Source organism: Pedococcus sp. P1_H8, assembly GCF_056405175.1.
Genome location: NZ_JBFUCP010000011.1, coordinates 1 through 16,790, shown reverse-complemented (window position 1 = coordinate 16,790; position 16,790 = coordinate 1). Strand labels below are relative to the sequence as shown.

Sequence of the window (16,790 nt, the reverse complement as noted above, 5' to 3'; positions counted from 1 at the left end):
TGTCGAGGACCTGCTGGCGCTGGTGCGCGATCTGCACACGGGGCCGGTCCGCGACATCGGGTTGCTCGAGGCGGCGGCAGCGCGCCCCCGCGCCTCCCTCTTCGGCGAAGATGCCTACCCGACCCTGGCGCTCAAGGGGGCCGCGTTGCTGCAGTCCTTAGTTGCGGTCGAGGGCCAGGTCCTCGGGGGTGTGCAGCCGCACCATGGTGCGGGACGTGTGTCGGGGGATGCGGCCGGGAGTCGCGAGCGACACGACGACCGCGGTGGCAAACGCGATCGGGATCGTCCAGGCAGCGGGCTGCCCGAGCAGCGCCCCGGTCCACCCGGGGACCGGGCCGGCGAAGATCGTGACCGCTACCGCGGCAGCAGCCAAGGAGCCGCCGACGACCAGCCCGGCGGCGGCTCCCACGGTGCTGAGCCCGCGCCACCAGGACCCCAGCACCAGCAGCGGACAGAACGTGGACGCGGCCACCGCGAACGCCAGGCTGACCATGGTCGCGAGGCCGACCGGCTCGATCAGTCTCGACGCGGCATACGGGACGATCACGGACAGGACCGTCGCGAGCCGGAAGCCCTGCGCCACGGTGAAGTCGTCGCCGGTCATCCGGCCGAGCCGCCTGCGCAACAGGTCCTGGTCGATCACGCCGGCCACCGACATGGTGAGCCCCGACGCCGTCGAGAGGAACGCGGCGAAGGCACCCCCGGCCAACACGGCCGAGAGCACTTCGCCGAGCCGGTCCGGGACGATCGCTCCGGGCAGCCGCAGGACCAGGGTGTCGGCGGCGGTGCCCAGCGGAAGCTCGGGGATGTAGACGCGGCCGAGGACGCCGTACAGCGGTGGGAAGAGATAGAAGGCGCCGAGGAGGGCGACCACGGTCAGCGTGGTACGTCGCGCAGCCTTGCCGTCGGGGTTGGTGTAGAACCGCACCAGCACGTGGGGCAGGCCCATGGTGCCGAGGGCCAGCGCCAGCAGCAGGCTGTAGGTGGCGTAGACCGGATGGCCTTGTCCTGCAAGGCCGTTCAGCGGCTCGGCCCAGGCGGTTTGCTGAGCGACCCTGGGGCTCGGCGCGCCATCGCCCAGCCACGCACCGAGCAGGACGAAGGCCGGGACGGCGATGGCGGTCAGCTTGATCCAGTACTGCACGGCCTGCACGAGCGTGATCGACCGCATCCCGCCGGCGGCCACATTGGCCACCACGACGACCGCGACGACGAGGCCGCCGACCCAGGTCGGGGCGCCGGTGACCGTCGCGAGTGCCAGCCCCGCACCTTGGAGCTGCGGCAGGAGGTAGAGCCAGCCGATCGCCACCACGAGCACGGAGCAGAGCTTGCGGATCACGGTGCTCTCGAGCCTGGCCTCGGCGAAGTCCGGCAGCGTGTAGGCGCCCGACCGGCGCAGCGGTGCGGCGACGAGGACGAGGAGGACGACGTAGCCCACGGTGTAGCCCACGGGGAACCACAGCATGTCGAGGCCATTGGTGTAGACCAAGCCGGCGATGCCGAGAAAGCTTGCGGCAGAGAGGTATTCGCCGCCGATGGCGCTGGCGTTGCGATAGGGGGTCACGGTGCGCCCTGCGACGTAGAAGTCGCTCGTCGTCCTCGACAGCCGCAGGCCGAACGCGCCGATCGCCAGCGTCACCGTGCAGATGAGGACGATCGCCACGACGCCGTAGGCGGGGTTCACGTGGGGTCTCCGGCCAAGGCGGTGGCGTGCATCAACGTCGCCGCACGACGTGGGAGAACTCGGCCTCGATCCGCTCGGACGCCCGCACGTAGTAGCGCGCCACGATGATCGCCACCGGGTAGACGACGAACGCGAGCACCAGCCACGGGAGCGGGACCCGGCCGATCGCCATCGTGCGGGTCGCCGGCACCAGCAGGAACACCAGGGGCAGTCCGCCCAGCCCGACCGCCCCGAAGGCCAGCACCCTCAGGGCCAGCCGCAGCTGGGCCGACATCAGACCGGCCATGTAGACCTCGCCCAGCGTGCTCTGCTCGTCGATGTCGCGCGTGAGCGGTCGCAGGTCCCGACGCATCGGTGCGTCGCGACGGGTGCTCGTGACCCGGACGCGGGCGGGTGGCGGACCGGGGGCCTGCGCCGCGGCGGGGTCCTGCGTCGGGTCGCCCGGCTCGGTCACGAGGTGACGCGCGAGGTTGCCCTCAGCAGGCGGTCGCGCAGCTCGCGGGTGTGGCGCCGGCTGACCTGCAGCTCGGTGTCCTCGAGGACCACGCTGCAGTGTCCGTGCTCCATCCGCACTTCCCTGATGTGGGCCAGCGACACCAGGGTGCTGCGGTGGATGCGCACGAATCCTGCTGCAGCCCAACGCTCTTCGAGCGTGCTCAGGGGGATGCGCACCAGGTGGGACCCGGCTTCGGTGTGCAGCCTGGCGTAGTCGCCCTGCGCCTGGGCGTAGCGGATCTGACTCCTGCTGATGAACCTGGTGACACCGGCGAGCTCGACGGGGATCGTCTCGTCCTCGGGTGCGGCCGCCGCGATGGCGCCCCCCGATCCGGGGTCGGTCGCTGCGACGACGCGGCGCACGGCCTCGGCGAGCCGATCGGCCCGGACCGGTTTCATGACGTAGTCGGTGGCGTCGATGGCGAACGCGTCGACGGCGTGCTGGTCGTGGGCCGTGACGAAGACGACCTGGGGCCGCTCCACGAACCTCGCGATGACCCGGGCCAGCTCCATGCCGTCGAGCCCGGGCATGGAGATGTCGGAGAAGACGACGTCGATGTTGCCGCCGTCGAGCGAACGCAGCGCGTCGGCGCCGCTCGAGGCCGTCATGACCTCGGCGATGCGGTGGTCCTGGCGCAGCAGCCAGCTGAGCTCCTCGAGTGCGGGGGCTTCGTCGTCGACGACGAGCGCGCGCAGGGCTGCGCCCGCGGAGCCGGCGGTGGCGTCCTGCGGGCGGCGGTGCTCCGGATCGGCGGAGGGCGCGCCAGCCATGGGGGAGAGCCTACGGCGTGGGGTGGACGCCGGGGGCGTACTTGGGCACCCGGAATGTGACCTTCGTCCCGGCTCCCGGCGCGGTCTCGACGACGAGGCCGAAGTCGTCGCCGTAGACCTGCCGCAGTCGTGCGTCGACGTTGCCGAGCCCGACGTTGTCGCCCTCCGTCCCTCCGTCGAGCACCGTCCTGATCGCCTGCGGGTCCGAGCCCACCCCGTCGTCCTCGATCGTGATGACGGCTTCGGCGCCCTCGTCACTGGCGGTGATGCTGACGTGGCCGCCGCCCTCCTTGGTGGCCAGCCCGTGCCGCACGGCGTTCTCGACGAGGGGCTGGATCGCCAGATAGGGCACCGTCACCGGCAGCACCTCAGGGGCGATCAGCAGCGAGATCCGCAGCCGGTCACCGAACCTCGCCTGCTCGAGCACGAGGTACCGCTCGACGTTGCGCAGCTCCTCCGCCAGCGTCGTGAAGGCACCTCCCCGGCGCAAGGCGTACCGCGTGAAGTCGGCGAACTCCAGCAACAGCTCACGGGCCCGCTCCGGGTCGGTCCGCACGAACGAGGCGATGGCCGCCAGTGAGTTGTAGATGAAGTGCGGGCTGATCTGGGCGCGCAGCGCGCGCAGCTCGGCCTCCATCGTGCGGGTGCGCTGGTGGCCGAGGTCGGCGAGCTCGGCCTGCGTTGCCATCCACCCCGCGACCTCCTCCGTCGCCCGGGCGAGGCCGGCCGAGGCGTTCGGACCGTATGCCGCGATGGCGGCGACCACGCGTTCACCAGTCACCACCGGGGCGATCACCGCCGTCCGGGCGGGGCAGTCGGGATCGGGGCACTGCACCTGGCCGGCGCGCAGGACGATGGTTCGCCCGGTGCGGAGCACCTCCTCCGCGTGCCGGTGCGCATCCGCCGCGTGGTGCTCCGGCGCCCCGTCCCAGGCCAGCAGCCCGCTCGCGTCGCAGACGGCCACCCCGGGGGACCCGAGCAGCTCGCGCAGGTGCCGGGCCGCCTTGACGGTGCCCTCGGCCGTCAGTCCGTCCTGCAGGTGGCGGGCTGCCATCGATGCCGTGTGCAGAGTGGCGTGGGTGGCGTGGTCGACCTCGGAGACGAAACCCCGGGACGCGCTGCGGCCGTGGAGCACGAGTCGGACCAGGGCGTAGAGCAGCACCATGGCTCCCGCGACGAAGATCGCGGTGGGGAGGTGGAAGCTGCCCGACACATCGCGCACTCTAGGCGGAAATCTGAACTCCGAGCCGGCTCGCGAGCCGATGGCCCGATCGCGGATTCCGAGCCGATGGGGCAACACCTAGGCTGCTCCCGTGGTCGACGTCCTCGCTTCGCTTCGCCCCCTGGCCGATCTGCCCGGAGTTCCCGAGAAGATCGCAGCAGCCCGGGAGGCGTGTGAGCGGCTGCGCTGGCACGAGGCGCTGCGGCGCCGCATCCCCGAGGCGGCGGCCGAGTCGCGGGTGCGGGGTGCCCAGGCCAGCGCCGCGCTCGAAGGGGCGACGGTGCCCCTCGACCTGGTCCGTGACGTCATGCGCGGCGCCGCGCAGTGGCCGCTGGAGCCCGACCCCGTCGAGCGGGTGGCCCGTGGCGCAGTGACCGCCACCGCCGAGAGTGAGCACGTGCGGAGCCTGGTCGCCAGCGCCCCTCTCCAGGCCCTCGCCAGGCTGCACGTCGCCGCCGCCTCGGGCCTCCTCCCGGATGACCAGCTGGGTCGCCCCCGGATCGAGGGGGAGTCCAGCGCGGAGCTCCTCGACCTCGGGGCGGCGCCGAGTGCGAGCGAACTGCGGGACCGGCTCGAGCTCCTCGTTGGGGTGATGACGGCAGGGTCGGCCGTGCCCGCCCTGGTCGTCGCGGCGTTGGCCCACGCGGAGATCGCCACCATTCGCCCCTTCGTGCGCGGCAACGGTGTCGTGGCACGGGCCGTCGAGCGCGCCCTCGTGCAGGCCACCGGGCTCGACCCCACCGGGGTCGTGGTCACCGAAGCCGGCCACGCCACCCAGGGCGGGCCGGCCTATCTCGGCGCGCTCGCGGCATACGGAACCGGCACGCCGGAGGGGCTGGGACTGTGGATCGGGCACTGCGCCGACGCCATCGTGGCGGGCGCTGCCCATGGCGAACAGATCTGCGAGGCGGTGCGCGCGGGGCGGCTCACCTGACCCGAGCGCGGGGACACGCGCGGTGCCTACGGTCGCCCGGAAGTCAAGGCTTTCCTTTGCGCTGGAGCGGGGGTACACATGGAGGCAAGTCGACGGTCGTGAGGCCGACGACCACCGTGACTCCATCGGGCACCCACGCGCGGGCAGTCCACTGGTGGACCGATCGTGACGGGCTTGTCCCGGTGCGACAACTACAGAATGCACGCCTGGTAACCCGTGGCGGATCACGGTGCGATGGCACCCCGCGGCGCGGGGTGCCATCCTTCGGTTCGCGGCAGTTTGCGCGCGATGAGCGCTCATCGCCGTTGGACCACGCCAAAAATCGGCCTCGAAACGCGCCGGATCGAGTTGCGGTTGAAGGGTAAATGGTCCACCATGAAGACGTCCGCTCCCCCTTGTGGGTAGAGCGGATCGGCGCACCGGCTCCTCCCCCCCGGAGCTTGGCGCGTCGACGGCCCCGGTTGTCCCCCCGACCGGGGCCGTCCCCTTTCCTCTTGCAGTTGCCTCCTGCAGCTTCTCGTATGCCGGGTGGTCCGGTTGGTGCCGTGACCCAGCCGTGGTGGCGCCGCTCGTCCACAGCTGTGGCCGGGTTGGCGGGTGGGTCCACAGGACGTGATCGGTGTGGTGCGCCCGGAGGGTGCCCCGACTCAGGCTGACCCCATGGACCACAGGGTGATGGGCGTCATCGGCGCGTCGGGCGGGCTGGGGGTGTCGACCCTCGCGGTCGCGCTCGCGGTGCGCGCGGGCCCGCAGGTGGGCGCCACCGTGGCTGTCGACGGCGCGCCCGACGGCGGGGCCCTGGACGTGACGGCCTGCCTCGAGCACCTGCCCGGCCTGCGCTGGCCCGACCTGGCTGCGGCCCAGGGCGGGCTGGACGGAGCAGCACTTCTGCGCGGGCTTCCCTGTGAGACAACGACCAGGGTCTTGGCCGGCGACATTCGAGGGTTGGGCGATGACGTGGTGGGCACTGCGGTGGCGGCCCTGGCGCGGGTCTGTGGCGTGGCCGTGGTCGACCTCGGCTGCTCCCTGTGGCTGGCAGACCGGTGCACGGAGCTGGTGGTCGTGGTGGGCACGTCGGCGCGCCACCTCGCGGACGCGACGGCCTTGGCCGAGTTGGTCCACGAGCTCGGTCACCCTGCCGCCCTCGTCGTGCGGACGGGCCGCAGCGACCCGGTCAGTCCGGAGGAGGTGGCGGTTCATCTCGACCTGCCCCTGGTGGGCACACTGCGCGATGACTCGAGGATCCCGGCCGACGCGGACCGCGGTCTCGCGCCGGGCAGTCGCTCGTCGGGCGCGCTGCCAGCCTTGGCCGACTCACTGTTGGGAGCCGGGGCTCCGGACGCATGGTCCGCGCAGCCGGTGGGCGCGTGATGGCGGTGGGCGGATGACTCAGGAGGCGCTGATCGTGGACCGGATCCGCCGGGGGCAGGGCCCCGACTCGGCTGCGGTGACCGAGGTCGCCGCGGCGGACGCTGCGCGACTCGGCGACGGGGGCGTGGAGTCCGCGCGCAGCGTGCTGGCTTCCGAGGTTCTTGGCCTGGGTCCGTTGGAGGCCTGTGTCGCCGACCCCGACGTCACGGACGTCCTCGTCAACGGTGACGGCTCGGTGTGGCTCGACCGCGGGAGCGGTGGCGTGCAACGGGCCGATCTCGACCTCGAACCCTCGGCCGCGCGCCGGTTGGCCGTCCGACTCGCTGGACTTGCCGGGCGACGACTCGACGAGAGCCAGGCCTGGGTCGACGGGCTGCTGCCCAGCGGCATCCGGCTGCACGCCATCCTGCCGCCGTTGGTCGACGGCGGCGCCCACGTGAGCCTCCGGGTGCCACGCGCATCCGGAGCCGGGCTGTCGACGCTACGGAATCGCGGCATGTTCGACGGGGCAGTCGAGGAGCTGCTGCGCGCGCTCGTGCGGGGCCGGTGCTCGTTCGTCGTCAGCGGTGGCACCGGGTGCGGCAAGACCACGCTCCTGGCGGCCATGCTGTCCGAGGTGCCCCAGGCAGAACGGATCGTCGTCGTGGAGGACGTCCGCGAGCTGGCGGTGGCCCATCCCCACGTGGTGCGGCTCCAGGGTCGTGGACCCAACATCGAGGGCCAGGGCGCCGTGGGGCTGGTGGACCTCGTCCGCCAGGCCCTTCGGATGAGACCAGACCGGCTCGTGGTGGGTGAGGTGCGTGGGGCCGAGGTGCGCGAGATGCTCGCGGCGCTCAACACCGGCCACGAGGGCGGCTGCGGCACCCTGCACGCAAACGCGCCAGCCGACGTGCCACGCCGCTTCGACGCCCTCGGTGCGCTGGCGGCGATGCCGCGCGACGCCGTGCAGACGCAGCTCTCCAGCGCCGTGCAGGCCGTGGTCCACGTCGAGCGCGGCGTGGGAGGCCGACGCGTCGCCTCGCTGTCGGTGCTCAGGTGGACTGGCACCGAAGCCGTCTGCGAGGTCGCCCTGGACGCCGTGTCCGGCCAACGGGGACCCGGATGGGCCCGGCTGGCCACCCTGATCGGAGGTCGGGTTTGAGGATGGTCCTGATGATCGGGTTCCTGGTGGCGACCGTGATCCTGTGGCCTGTCTCGGGTGGTCGGCTGCCCACGCGCGACGGTGGGCCGCGAAGCACCGTGGTGCGGACGCCCGGCGTCGGGCGCCGCCGAGGATGGCGCGACGGAGCTCGTCGCGTGCACTTCGACGCAGCTCTCGCCGAGCTGGTCGCAGCCATCGCGGCTCCACTGCGTGCCGGCGTCGTGCCCGTGACTGCTCTGGCGGCGGCCGAGCCGGGCTGCCGCGACGATCCCGCCCTCGCGCCCCTGCTGCGAGAGCTGGTCGAAACGACGAGGGTCGGCGCTTCGGCAGCCGAGGTCTGGTTGCGCCATGCCGTCTTCCACGGCAGCGCCGATCTGCAGTTCGTCGGGCAGGCCTGGGCGCTCAGCGAACGCACCGGTGCGCCGCTGGCCGACGCGCTCGCTTCCTGTGAAGAAGTCCTGCGGGCGCGGGAGCGAGGACGGGAGCGGGTCGCCAGTGCCGCCGCCGGTCCACGAGCCTCGATGGCCGTGCTGTGTCTGCTCCCCGCGAGCGGTCCCCTGGTGGGCGTTGCTGTGGGGGTCGATCCTGCAGCGCTCTACTTCTCCTCGCCCGTCGCGACTGGCAGCCTCGCTCTCGGCCTGGTCCTGGCCGCCGGGGCCTGGTGGTGGAGTCGACGGATCCTCGGTCGGGCGGCATGACCCTGCTCGTCCTCATCCTGAGCGGTGTGGCCACCGCTCTGTGGCCAGGCCGCTCCCCGCCAGGAGGACCGGAACGGACAGGATGGCCGGGAGAACCTCGGACTGGGGCGGTCGCCACCATCGCGTCGTGGCCGACGCCCGCCTACTTCCGTGACCGGCAGTTCACCCGCCGGGGCAACTTGGCGGCCACCGACCAGGTGGCAGATGCGCTGGTCCTCATCAGCTTGGCCCTGCGCGCCGGGCTTCCTCTGGTCGAAGCCCTGGACCACGTGCAGGGTGCGTCCACCGGCCGCGTGCGAGCCGAGCTGGCGGCGGTTGTCGCAGCCCTGCGTTGGGGACGGCCTGCCCACGAGGCGTGGTCCTACGCGGGGCCGGGCTGGCGGGCGGCTGCGCTCGCGACCCACCTGTCCGAACACACTGGAGCCGCCCCGGCAGCCCTCATCGAACGCGCGGCCATGCGACTGCGGGAGGAGCGCGAACGCGAACGCGAACGAGCGGCAGCCCGCGCGGGGGTGCTGCTCGTGCTGCCCCTGGGCCTGGGCTTCCTGCCGGCGTTCGCCTGCACCGCAGTCGTTCCCGTCGTGCTGAACCTCGCCTCCTCCGTCCTGTCGGGAGGATCGTGACCCGCCGCCCCCCTCGGATGCGGCGCCGGCTTGGCGGGGACTGTCCACAGCAGCCACCTCCCGGGGTTTACGTCCACAGGGCTGCGACACCCTGTTGGCGGACCCTGAGCAGACGCGCTGAACTCGGGTGGAACAGGGCCCATGCCCGATCCACCACCAAGGAGTCAGCGTGAAATGCAAACTGGTTCAACGAGTTTCGACGCTTCGTCGCCGCGCCGAGGCAGGCATGACGACTGCCGAGTATGCCGTCGGCACGCTCGCCGCCTGCGCCTTTGCGGCCGTCCTGCTCGCCGTCGTGCGGTCTGGGGCGGTCAAGTCGGCTCTCGCGTCCGTGATCGCCACCGCGCTCGGGTCGGCGGGCTAGGGCTCGAGGGCGGGATGGCGACGGCCGAGTTCGCCTGCGCCATCCCTGCCCTGCTCCTCGTGTTCGTCCTCGCGTTGTCGGCGATCGCCACGGTGAGCGACCAGGTGCGCTGCGTTGACGCCGCGCGCGCCACGGCACGAGCCCTCGCTCGCGGAGACGGTGACGCCGCTGCCCTCGAAGTGGGTATCCGGCTCGCGCCGCCGCGGGCTGTGTTCTCCGTGACGCGCTCGGACCAGGAGGTGTCGGTCGTGGTTCGGGGAGTTCCGTCCCCGGGCCTGCGGTGGCTGGGCTCGCGAGCGTCCCCGGCCGGTGAGGCGGTCGCTGCGCGCGAGGACGTCGGCGCCGTTGCTGACCTGCTCGGGGCGGGGAGCGTGCCGTGAACCGGCGCGGGTTGAGCCGACACAGGGGCGGGGAGAGCGGTGGGGTGACGGTGGTCTTCGTGGCTGGGGTGGGGGTGGCCCTCGTTCTGCTCGTCGGTGGGCTGGCGCTGTCGAGCGCGGTCGTCGCCACCCATCGGGCACGAGCCGCCGCCGACCTCGGTGCGCTCGCGGCGGCGCAGGCGTTGCAAGCGGGTGCAGATCCGCGGGCAGCCTGCGCCGCCGGCGCATCGGTCACAGCGAGGAACGCCGCGAGGCCTCAGGGGTGCCTCGTGGCGGGCGACGGTTCGGTCACGACGAGGGCCACGGCACGGGCCGCCTTCGCGCTGCCTGGTCTGGAGGCGGGAACCACGACGGCGACGGCCCGTGCTGGGCCGTCGCCGTGACGGTGTTCGTGGTCAGCCGCGGTCAGTCGCGGTCAGTCGCGAGCCGCCGGGTCGCGACCCATGATCTTGTCGGCCACCGTGCGGTGACCCGGGTGCGCCGAGTCGTCGTCCGCGGCAAGGCCGTCGTCCGAGCTCTCGTCATCCGCGCGGACCTCAGCCCGCTCGCCGGCCGTGTCAGCCGTGCCAGCCGTTCCGGCCGTGTCAGCCGCGTGTGAGTCGGAGGCCATCGCGACGCTCGAGTCGCCGACAGCGGTGTCGGCGCTGTCCCGGTCGAGCACCTGGGTGGAGTCGGTCGTTGCGTGATCGGTGTGGAGGCGGGCATCGCGGTCACCATCGACGGCGGTGCCGGTCCCGCTCTCGGTCTCGCTCTCGGTCGCTGTCTGGCCGTAGGGCGTCACGCTGTCGGTCTCTGCATCGGACGAGTGGCGGCCAATCGCGTCGTCGTCGGCCGCGGCCGTCCCGGCACCGGCGGTGGTGGCAGTGGAAGTGGCACCGGGCCCAGCGGCAGCAGCGCCGACACCAGCGGCACCGACACCAGCAGCACCTGCCGTGCCCGCCGTGCCCGCACCTGAAGGTCCCGCACCTGCGGCCGTCGTCCGCGAGGCGAACTCCTGCTCGACCTTGCGCCGCTCGTCCGCGCGCACCCGCTCCTCAGCGGCCTTCTCGCGAGAGGCGAACTCCTCCTCGCGGGAGGCAAGCTCAGTGTCGCGCTCGCGGTCACGGTCGGCCAGCCGGGTCTGGAACTCCTCGTCCCTGACCCGGTCCCGCTCGGCGAGGGCGCTCTGGTGGGTCTCCTCGGCGCGGGCGCGCTCGTCGGCGCGAATGCTTTCCTCGACCTTGGCCTGGCGCTCGGCGTCCTTGGCCTCGCGGATCGGACGACGCCTGCGCTTGGCGCTACCCCGGATGATCCCCAGCCCGAGCCAGAGCAGGAGCATCGCCACGGCACCGGTGGCGAGCAGAGCCAGCGGGGTCATGCCCCAGTGATAGCCGCCGAGCTCGAGGTTCACCGGCGTGGTGAGCGAGTCGGTCGCCAGGAAGAGGACGACACCCGCAGCGAGGGCGAGCAGAACAAGGATCAGTCCGAACACGATCACGGGTCGAAACCTCCGACACATCAAGGGTGCGTGGTGCACCGTCCGAAGGGTGCGGGGGCACCCTTCCGCTTCGACCCTAGCCGCTGGCCTGCGGGTTTGCCCCTTTCGTCACGTCCGTTCCTTGCCGAGGGCAGGAGGGGCGGGCAGCGGGGCAGAGCCTCGATCGAAGCCTCGATCGGACCCGTGCGGCGCGTGGGCCAGCACCGCCTGCAGCAGCGCCACGGCCCGTGCCTTGTCGAGCGGTTCGTTGCCGTTGCCGCACTTCGGCGACTGCACGCACGACGGGCAGCCGCTCTCGCAGCGGCACGAGCGCACCGTCTCCAGAGTCGACTGGAGCCAGACCTCGAAGGAGTCGAAGGCGCGCTCGGCGAAGCCCGCACCCCCGGGATGTCCGTCGTAGACCATGATCGTCGGCAGCCCGGTGTCGGGATGCAGGGCGGTGGAGACGCCCCCGATGTCCCACCGGTCGCAGGTCGCCACGAGGGGCAGCATGCCGATCCCCGCGTGCTCGGCCGCGTGGGCGGCCCCGGGGATGTCCGGCTCACCCACACCAGCGGCCTCGAGCCACTCGACCGGCATGGTCCACCACACGGCGCGGGTGCTGAGCGTGCGTTGCGGAAGGTCGAGCGGGTGGGTCCCGATCACCTCGCCGCTGGCCAGGCGCCGCAGGAAGGACGTCACCTGGGTGTGCACCTGGACCGTCCCGAAGGACACCCGCACCGGCCCCCAGTCCACGCTCCGCTGGGCAGCGACGATGTCGAACGCGCTCACCGACTGCGCGAACGTGCTCCAGCCGGGGTCGCCCCTCACGACTGTCGCCGTCCCGTGCGCGAGGTCGAGGTCGGTCACGACGTAGCTGTCGCCCTGGTGCACGTGCATCGCCCCCGTGTGCACCTGCGTGTGCGCCGACGACTCGTCGATCGTGCCCAGCACCCGGCCGGTGCGCTGGTCGACGATCCCCACGACCTCGCCGGCTCCCCGCAGTGACACGTGGTCGGAGGCCCGGTCCGTGCGCGCCCAGTACCAACCGCTGGGTCGCCGACGCAGGATCCCGCGGGCGACCAGGGCGTCCACGAGCCCGCGTGCCTGGTCGCCGAACATCGCCAGGTCGGCCTCCCTCAGGGGCAGCTCGGCCGCCGCGGCGGCGAGGTGGGGCCCGAGGACGTGCGGGTTGTCGGGGTCCAGGACGGTGGCCTCCACCGGCTGCCCGAAGACGACCTCGGGATGGTGCACGACATAGGTGTCGAGCGGGTCGTCGGCCGCGACGTAGATCGCCAGTGACCGGGTCCCGGCCCTCCCTGCTCGCCCCGCCTGCTGCCACAACGACGCTCGCGTGCCCGGCCACCCGGCGAGCAGCACGGCGTCGAGCCCACTGATGTCGATCCCGAGCTCCAGGGCGTTGGTCGCCGCCAGTCCCACGATCGCGCCGGAGCGCAGCGACCGCTCGAGCGCGCGACGCTCCTCCGGCAGATAACCGCCCCGGTATGCCGCGACGGCACCTCCCAGCGCGGGCTCGACCTCCATCAGGGTCCGGCGGGCGCTGGTCGCCAGCGCCTCGACGCCGGCGCGGGACTTGGCGAAGGCCACCGTCTGCACCCGCCCGGAAACCAGGGTCGCGAGCAGGTCAGCGGCCTCGGAGGTGGCCGACCGCCGACCCGCACCCTCTCCGAGGAGTCCCGGCTCCCACATCGCGAAGGTCATCGCCTCACGAGGTGAGCCGTCCTCGGTGACGGGGGCGACCGGCATACCGACGAGGCGGGAGGCGTGGGCCGCGGGGTCGCGCACCGTCGCGGAGGCGAGCACGAAGGTGGGGTAGGAGCCGTAGCGCGCGCACACCCGGCGCAGCCGGCGCAGCAGCGCGGCCAGGTGCGAGCCGAAGACTCCGCGGTAGGTGTGGCACTCGTCGATCACGACGTAGCGCAGCGCCCGCAGGAACGGCGCCCACCGCTCGTGCAGGGGGAGCAGGGAGTGGTGCACGAGGTCGGGGTTGCTAAGCACGAAGTGGGCGTGGTCGCGGATCCAGCGACGCTCCTCGGTGGCGGTGTCACCGTCATAGGTCGCGGCTCGCACGCCGGGCACGGCCATCGCCTGCACCCGGGCGAGCTGGTCGGCCGCGAGCGCCTTGGTGGGGGACAGGTAGAGCGCTGTCGCTCCCCGACCCGACGGCGCGAGAGCCCCCTCCACCACGGCGGACAGCACGGGAAGGAGGTAGCCGAGACTCTTGCCCGAGGCGGTGCCGGTCGCCATGACGACGTGTGACCCGTCGTGGGCGAGGTCGGCGGCCTCCCGCTGGTGGGACCAGAGGGAGGTGACCCCGGCGCCGGCGCACGCGGCATACACGCTGGGGTCGACCCAGGTGGGCCAGTCGGCGAGCGATGCGGCCCGCGCGGGCACCTCGTGCACGTGCAGCAGCCGCTCCGCGCGCGCCCCTGACGCGAGGGTGGCCAGCACCGCCTCCGGGTCGAACGCGGCACGGCTCGTCCCCGCGGAATCGGGTGCGGTGGGACCGGAGGTGGACATTGCCGCTACCGTAATCCCGAGGGCAGACGGTGCACCCGTCTGCTCACCAGCGATGGCAGCAACGATGGCAACTGAAGGGGTGAGCGTGGACCTGTCGGTCTCCAGCAGCGAGCAGGGCGCCGTGACGATCGTCCACGTGGCGGGCGAGATCGACGTCTACACCGCTCCGCTGCTCCGCGAAGTGCTCGACAAGCAGGTGGCTGCGGGTCGCACGGACCTCGTCGTCGACCTCGAGAAGGTCACGTTCATGGACTCCACGGGGCTCGGCGTTCTCGTGGGCCGGCTCAAGCTCGTCCGTGGCCAGAACGGCACCCTGCGCATCGTCAGCGCCCAGGAGCGCATCCTCAAGGTCTTCAAGATCACCGGCCTGGACAAGGTGTTCCACATCTATCCCACGGTCGACGAGGCCGCCGAGGCGTCGAACGCCTGACCCGTCTTCCCGGCGAATTCTCTGTGACCCTGCTCACCCGGCCTCACATACGCTGTGACGTGCATTACCCTCGCCACCAACGTCCCCTCTGCGGTGCGCCATCGTGGCGCGCCCTTGGGCGGCCCTGTTTGATTCCCCATCGAGGAGGATGGAATGTCGCGCCTTGCGCCTGCCGCCACCGCTGCTGACCTGCAGCTTGACGGCACCAATCTCACCCTGGTCTTCGCCGTGCTCGCCATTGCGATCATCGCGCTGGTCATGGGTGTGTTCTTCCGCCAGCAGGTTCTGGCGGCCGACCCCGGCACCGAGAAGATGCAGGAAATCGGCGCTGCCGTGGAAGAAGGCGCCCAGGCGTTCCTCGCCCGCCAGTTCAAGACCCTGAGCGTCTTCGTCGTCCTGGTCTTCGGCCTGCTGCTCCTGCTTCCCGCTGACACCGCCGAGGTTCGGTGGGGCCGGTCCGGCTTCTTCGTCGTCGGTGCGCTGTTCTCCGCGGCGATCGGCTACTTCGGCATGAGCCTGGCCGTCAAGGCCAACGTCCGCGTGGCGTCCGCCGCCCGGGACGGCAACCGGGACGGTGGCATGCGGATCGCCTTCCGCACCGGTGGCACCGTCGGTATGGCGACCGTGGGCCTCGGCCTGCTCGGCGCCTCCGTGGTGGTCCTCATCTACCAGGGTGACGCCCCCAAGGTCCTCGAGGGCTTCGGCTTCGGCGCTGCCCTGCTCGCGATGTTCATGCGTGTCGGCGGTGGCATCTTCACCAAGGCCGCCGACGTCGGCGCCGACCTCGTCGGCAAGGTCGAGGCCGGCATCCCCGAGGACGATCCGCGCAACGCCGCGACGATCGCCGACAACGTGGGCGACAACGTGGGCGACTGCGCCGGCATGGCCGCCGACCTCTTCGAGTCGTATGCCGTGATGCTGGTGGCCGCCCTCATCCTGGGTTCCGCCGCGTTCGGCGCCTACGGCCTGGTCTTCCCGCTGATCGTGCCCGCCATCGGTGCGGTCACCGCCCTGATCGGCGTCTTCATCACGCGGGTCAAGCCCGGCGAGAACGCCCTGTCGGCGATCAACCGCGGGTTCTACATCTCGGCCGTCATCGCCGCCGTGCTCTCCGGTGTGGCTGCCTATGTCTACCTGCCCGACACGTTCAAGGCGCTCGGCTCCACCGACGCGTCGATCACCGCCCTCACCGGCGACCCGCGTCGCTCGGCGGTTCTCGCCGTGATCATCGGCATCGTGCTCGCTGCGGTCATCCTCTGGTTGACCGGCTACTTCACCGGCACCGACAAGCGTCCGACCAAGGACGTCGCCCGCACCTCGCTGACCGGCGCGGCAACGGTCGTCCTGTCGGGCATCGGGGTCGGCCTCGAGTCGGCGGTCTACACCGCGGTCATCATCGGCGCGGCTGTCTACGCGGCGTTCCTGCTCGGTGGCGGCTCGGTCATCCTGTCGCTGTTCCTCATCGCGCTCGCCGGCTGTGGTCTGCTGACCACGGTGGGCGTCATCGTGGCCATGGACACCTTCGGTCCGGTCTCCGACAACGCCCAGGGCATCGCCGAGATGTCGGGCGACGTCGACGGTGAGGGCGCCCAGATCCTCACCGACCTCGACGCGGTGGGCAACACCACCAAGGCGATCACCAAGGGCATCGCGATCGCGACGGCCGTGCTGGCCGCCACCGCGCTCTTCGGCTCCTACTCCGACGCGTGGAAGGCCAAGTTCGAACCGATCTTCTCGGCCCTCTCGCAGTCGACCGAGCAGGACCTGGTGGCCAAGGTCCAGAGCGGTGCCCTCACCCAGGAGGCCGCGCAGGCGCAGTTCACCTCGATCCTGCAGAAGGCCAACGCGCCGTTCGACCTGCAGATCGTGACGCCGAGCGTCCTCGTCGGTCTCCTGCTCGGTGCCGCCGTGGTCTTCCTGTTCTCCGGTCTGGCCATCAACGCGGTGACCCGCGCTGCCGGCGCCATCGTCTTCGAGGTGCGTCGCCAGTTCCGCGAGCACCCCGGGATCATGGACTACACCGAGAAGCCCGAGTACGGCCGGGTGGTCGACATCTGCACCAAGGACTCGCTGCGTGAGCTCGCGACGCCGGGTCTGCTCGCCGCCCTCACCCCGGTCGCCGTCGGCTTCGGCCTCGGCATCGGGCCGCTGGCCGGCTTCCTCGCCGGCGCCATCGGCACCGGCTGCCTGATGGCCGTGTTCCTCGCGAACTCCGGTGGTTCGTGGGACAACGCGAAGAAGATCGTCGAGGACGGCACCCACGGTGGCAAGGGCAGCGACGCCCACGCTGCCACTGTTATCGGTGACACCGTCGGTGACCCGTTCAAGGACACCGCCGGTCCGGCCATCAACCCGCTGATCAAGGTCATGAACCTCGTCTCGGTGCTCATCGCCCCGGCGATCGTGACCCTCTCGATCGGTGCGGACAAGAACAACGTGGTCCGCTACGGCATCGCAGCCGCCGCGATCATCATCGTCATCGCTGCGGTCGCCGTGTCCAAGGCACGCGACCTGGCGATCGGTGGCGACGGAGACGGCGAGGCTGCCGCCCGGTTCGACGCCTCAGCTCCGGACTCCGGCGAGGCCGAGACTGCTCCCGGCAAGGCCGTCGAGGACGCAGCCGACGCGATCGAGGAGCCGGCGAACCGCTAGCTCCGACACGGCATACGCACGCAGCGGG

16 protein-coding genes are annotated in these 16,790 nt (G+C 71.9%); 10 read left to right on the top strand and 6 right to left on the bottom strand.

Annotation, left to right across the window (positions count from 1 at the left end):
- Positions 1 to 157 precede the first annotated feature (157 nt).
- The 4 genes from AC1DYG_RS15940 to AC1DYG_RS15925 are packed head-to-tail and all read right to left on the bottom strand — an operon-like array spanning position 158 to position 4,163.
- Entirely contained in the window at positions 158 to 1,684 is a 1,527-nt protein-coding gene (locus tag AC1DYG_RS15940; RefSeq protein WP_477640852.1) for a sodium/solute symporter, read from the bottom strand.
- 31 nt (positions 1,685 to 1,715) lie between these two features.
- Complete coding sequence (locus AC1DYG_RS15935) at positions 1,716 to 2,138, bottom strand: hypothetical protein (RefSeq protein WP_477640851.1); 423 nt, start codon at positions 2,136 to 2,138, stop codon at positions 1,716 to 1,718.
- Positions 2,135 to 2,950 carry a LytR/AlgR family response regulator transcription factor gene (locus AC1DYG_RS15930; RefSeq protein ID WP_477640850.1) on the bottom strand — a complete coding sequence of 272 codons (816 nt, stop codon included), beginning with the start codon at positions 2,948 to 2,950 and terminating at the stop codon, positions 2,135 to 2,137. Before AC1DYG_RS15930 ends, AC1DYG_RS15935 begins: the two co-directional genes overlap by 4 nt.
- A 10-nt stretch (positions 2,951 to 2,960) precedes the next feature.
- Positions 2,961 to 4,163 (bottom strand): sensor histidine kinase, encoded by a 1,203-nt coding sequence (locus AC1DYG_RS15925; protein WP_477640849.1) that lies wholly within the window; start codon positions 4,161 to 4,163, stop codon positions 2,961 to 2,963.
- Positions 4,164 to 4,263: 100 nt separating this feature from the next.
- Here AC1DYG_RS15925 and AC1DYG_RS15920 point away from each other — a divergent pair, with 100 nt between their 5' ends.
- The 8 genes from AC1DYG_RS15920 (at position 4,264) to AC1DYG_RS15885 (ending at position 10,066) form a co-directional block, all read left to right on the top strand.
- The gene (locus tag AC1DYG_RS15920; protein ID WP_477640848.1) at positions 4,264 to 5,106 is read left to right on the top strand and encodes a Fic family protein; all 843 of its coding nucleotides are present in this window, start codon (positions 4,264 to 4,266) and stop codon (positions 5,104 to 5,106) included.
- A 660-nt stretch (positions 5,107 to 5,766) separates the two neighbouring features.
- Positions 5,767 to 6,477 carry a CpaE-like family protein gene (locus AC1DYG_RS15915; RefSeq protein ID WP_477640847.1) on the top strand — a complete coding sequence of 237 codons (711 nt, stop codon included), beginning with the start codon at positions 5,767 to 5,769 and terminating at the stop codon, positions 6,475 to 6,477.
- Between the two features lie 13 nt (positions 6,478 to 6,490).
- On the top strand, positions 6,491 to 7,618 hold the full coding sequence (locus AC1DYG_RS15910) for a TadA family conjugal transfer-associated ATPase (protein WP_477640846.1): 1,128 nt from the start codon (positions 6,491 to 6,493) through the stop codon (positions 7,616 to 7,618).
- A gap of 11 nt (positions 7,619 to 7,629) precedes the next feature.
- Positions 7,630 to 8,316: a type II secretion system F family protein gene (locus AC1DYG_RS15905; protein WP_477640845.1), complete on the top strand. Its 687-nt coding sequence runs from the start codon at positions 7,630 to 7,632 to the stop codon at positions 8,314 to 8,316.
- Positions 8,313 to 8,939 carry a type II secretion system F family protein gene (locus AC1DYG_RS15900; protein ID WP_477640844.1) on the top strand — a complete coding sequence of 209 codons (627 nt, stop codon included), beginning with the start codon at positions 8,313 to 8,315 and terminating at the stop codon, positions 8,937 to 8,939. Before AC1DYG_RS15905 ends, AC1DYG_RS15900 begins: the two co-directional genes overlap by 4 nt.
- A gap of 127 nt (positions 8,940 to 9,066) precedes the next feature.
- Positions 9,067 to 9,303 carry a DUF4244 domain-containing protein gene (locus AC1DYG_RS15895; RefSeq protein ID WP_477640843.1) on the top strand — a complete coding sequence of 79 codons (237 nt, stop codon included), beginning with the start codon at positions 9,067 to 9,069 and terminating at the stop codon, positions 9,301 to 9,303.
- A 14-nt stretch (positions 9,304 to 9,317) separates the two neighbouring features.
- Complete coding sequence (locus tag AC1DYG_RS15890) at positions 9,318 to 9,683, top strand: TadE family type IV pilus minor pilin (protein WP_477640842.1); 366 nt, start codon at positions 9,318 to 9,320, stop codon at positions 9,681 to 9,683.
- 44 nt (positions 9,684 to 9,727) lie between these two features.
- Positions 9,728 to 10,066, top strand: a complete 339-nt coding sequence (locus AC1DYG_RS15885; RefSeq protein ID WP_477640841.1) for an Rv3654c family TadE-like protein — start codon at positions 9,728 to 9,730, stop codon at positions 10,064 to 10,066.
- Positions 10,067 to 10,098: 32 nt separating this feature from the next.
- Here the strand turns inward: AC1DYG_RS15885 and AC1DYG_RS15880 are convergent, their stop codons facing one another.
- Positions 10,099 to 11,160: a hypothetical protein gene (locus AC1DYG_RS15880; RefSeq protein WP_477640840.1), complete on the bottom strand. Its 1,062-nt coding sequence runs from the start codon at positions 11,158 to 11,160 to the stop codon at positions 10,099 to 10,101.
- A 108-nt stretch (positions 11,161 to 11,268) separates the two neighbouring features.
- Positions 11,269 to 13,680: a DEAD/DEAH box helicase gene (locus tag AC1DYG_RS15875; RefSeq protein WP_477640839.1), complete on the bottom strand. Its 2,412-nt coding sequence runs from the start codon at positions 13,678 to 13,680 to the stop codon at positions 11,269 to 11,271.
- A 64-nt stretch (positions 13,681 to 13,744) separates the two neighbouring features.
- On the opposite strand from AC1DYG_RS15875, the gene AC1DYG_RS15870 reads away from it, so the two are divergent.
- A complete protein-coding gene (locus tag AC1DYG_RS15870) occupies positions 13,745 to 14,110 on the top strand; it encodes an anti-sigma factor antagonist (protein ID WP_477640838.1) in 366 nt (121 codons plus the stop codon).
- A gap of 153 nt (positions 14,111 to 14,263) precedes the next feature.
- Positions 14,264 to 16,762 carry a sodium-translocating pyrophosphatase gene (locus tag AC1DYG_RS15865; protein ID WP_477640837.1) on the top strand — a complete coding sequence of 833 codons (2,499 nt, stop codon included), beginning with the start codon at positions 14,264 to 14,266 and terminating at the stop codon, positions 16,760 to 16,762.
- Positions 16,763 to 16,790: the final 28 nt, after the last annotated feature.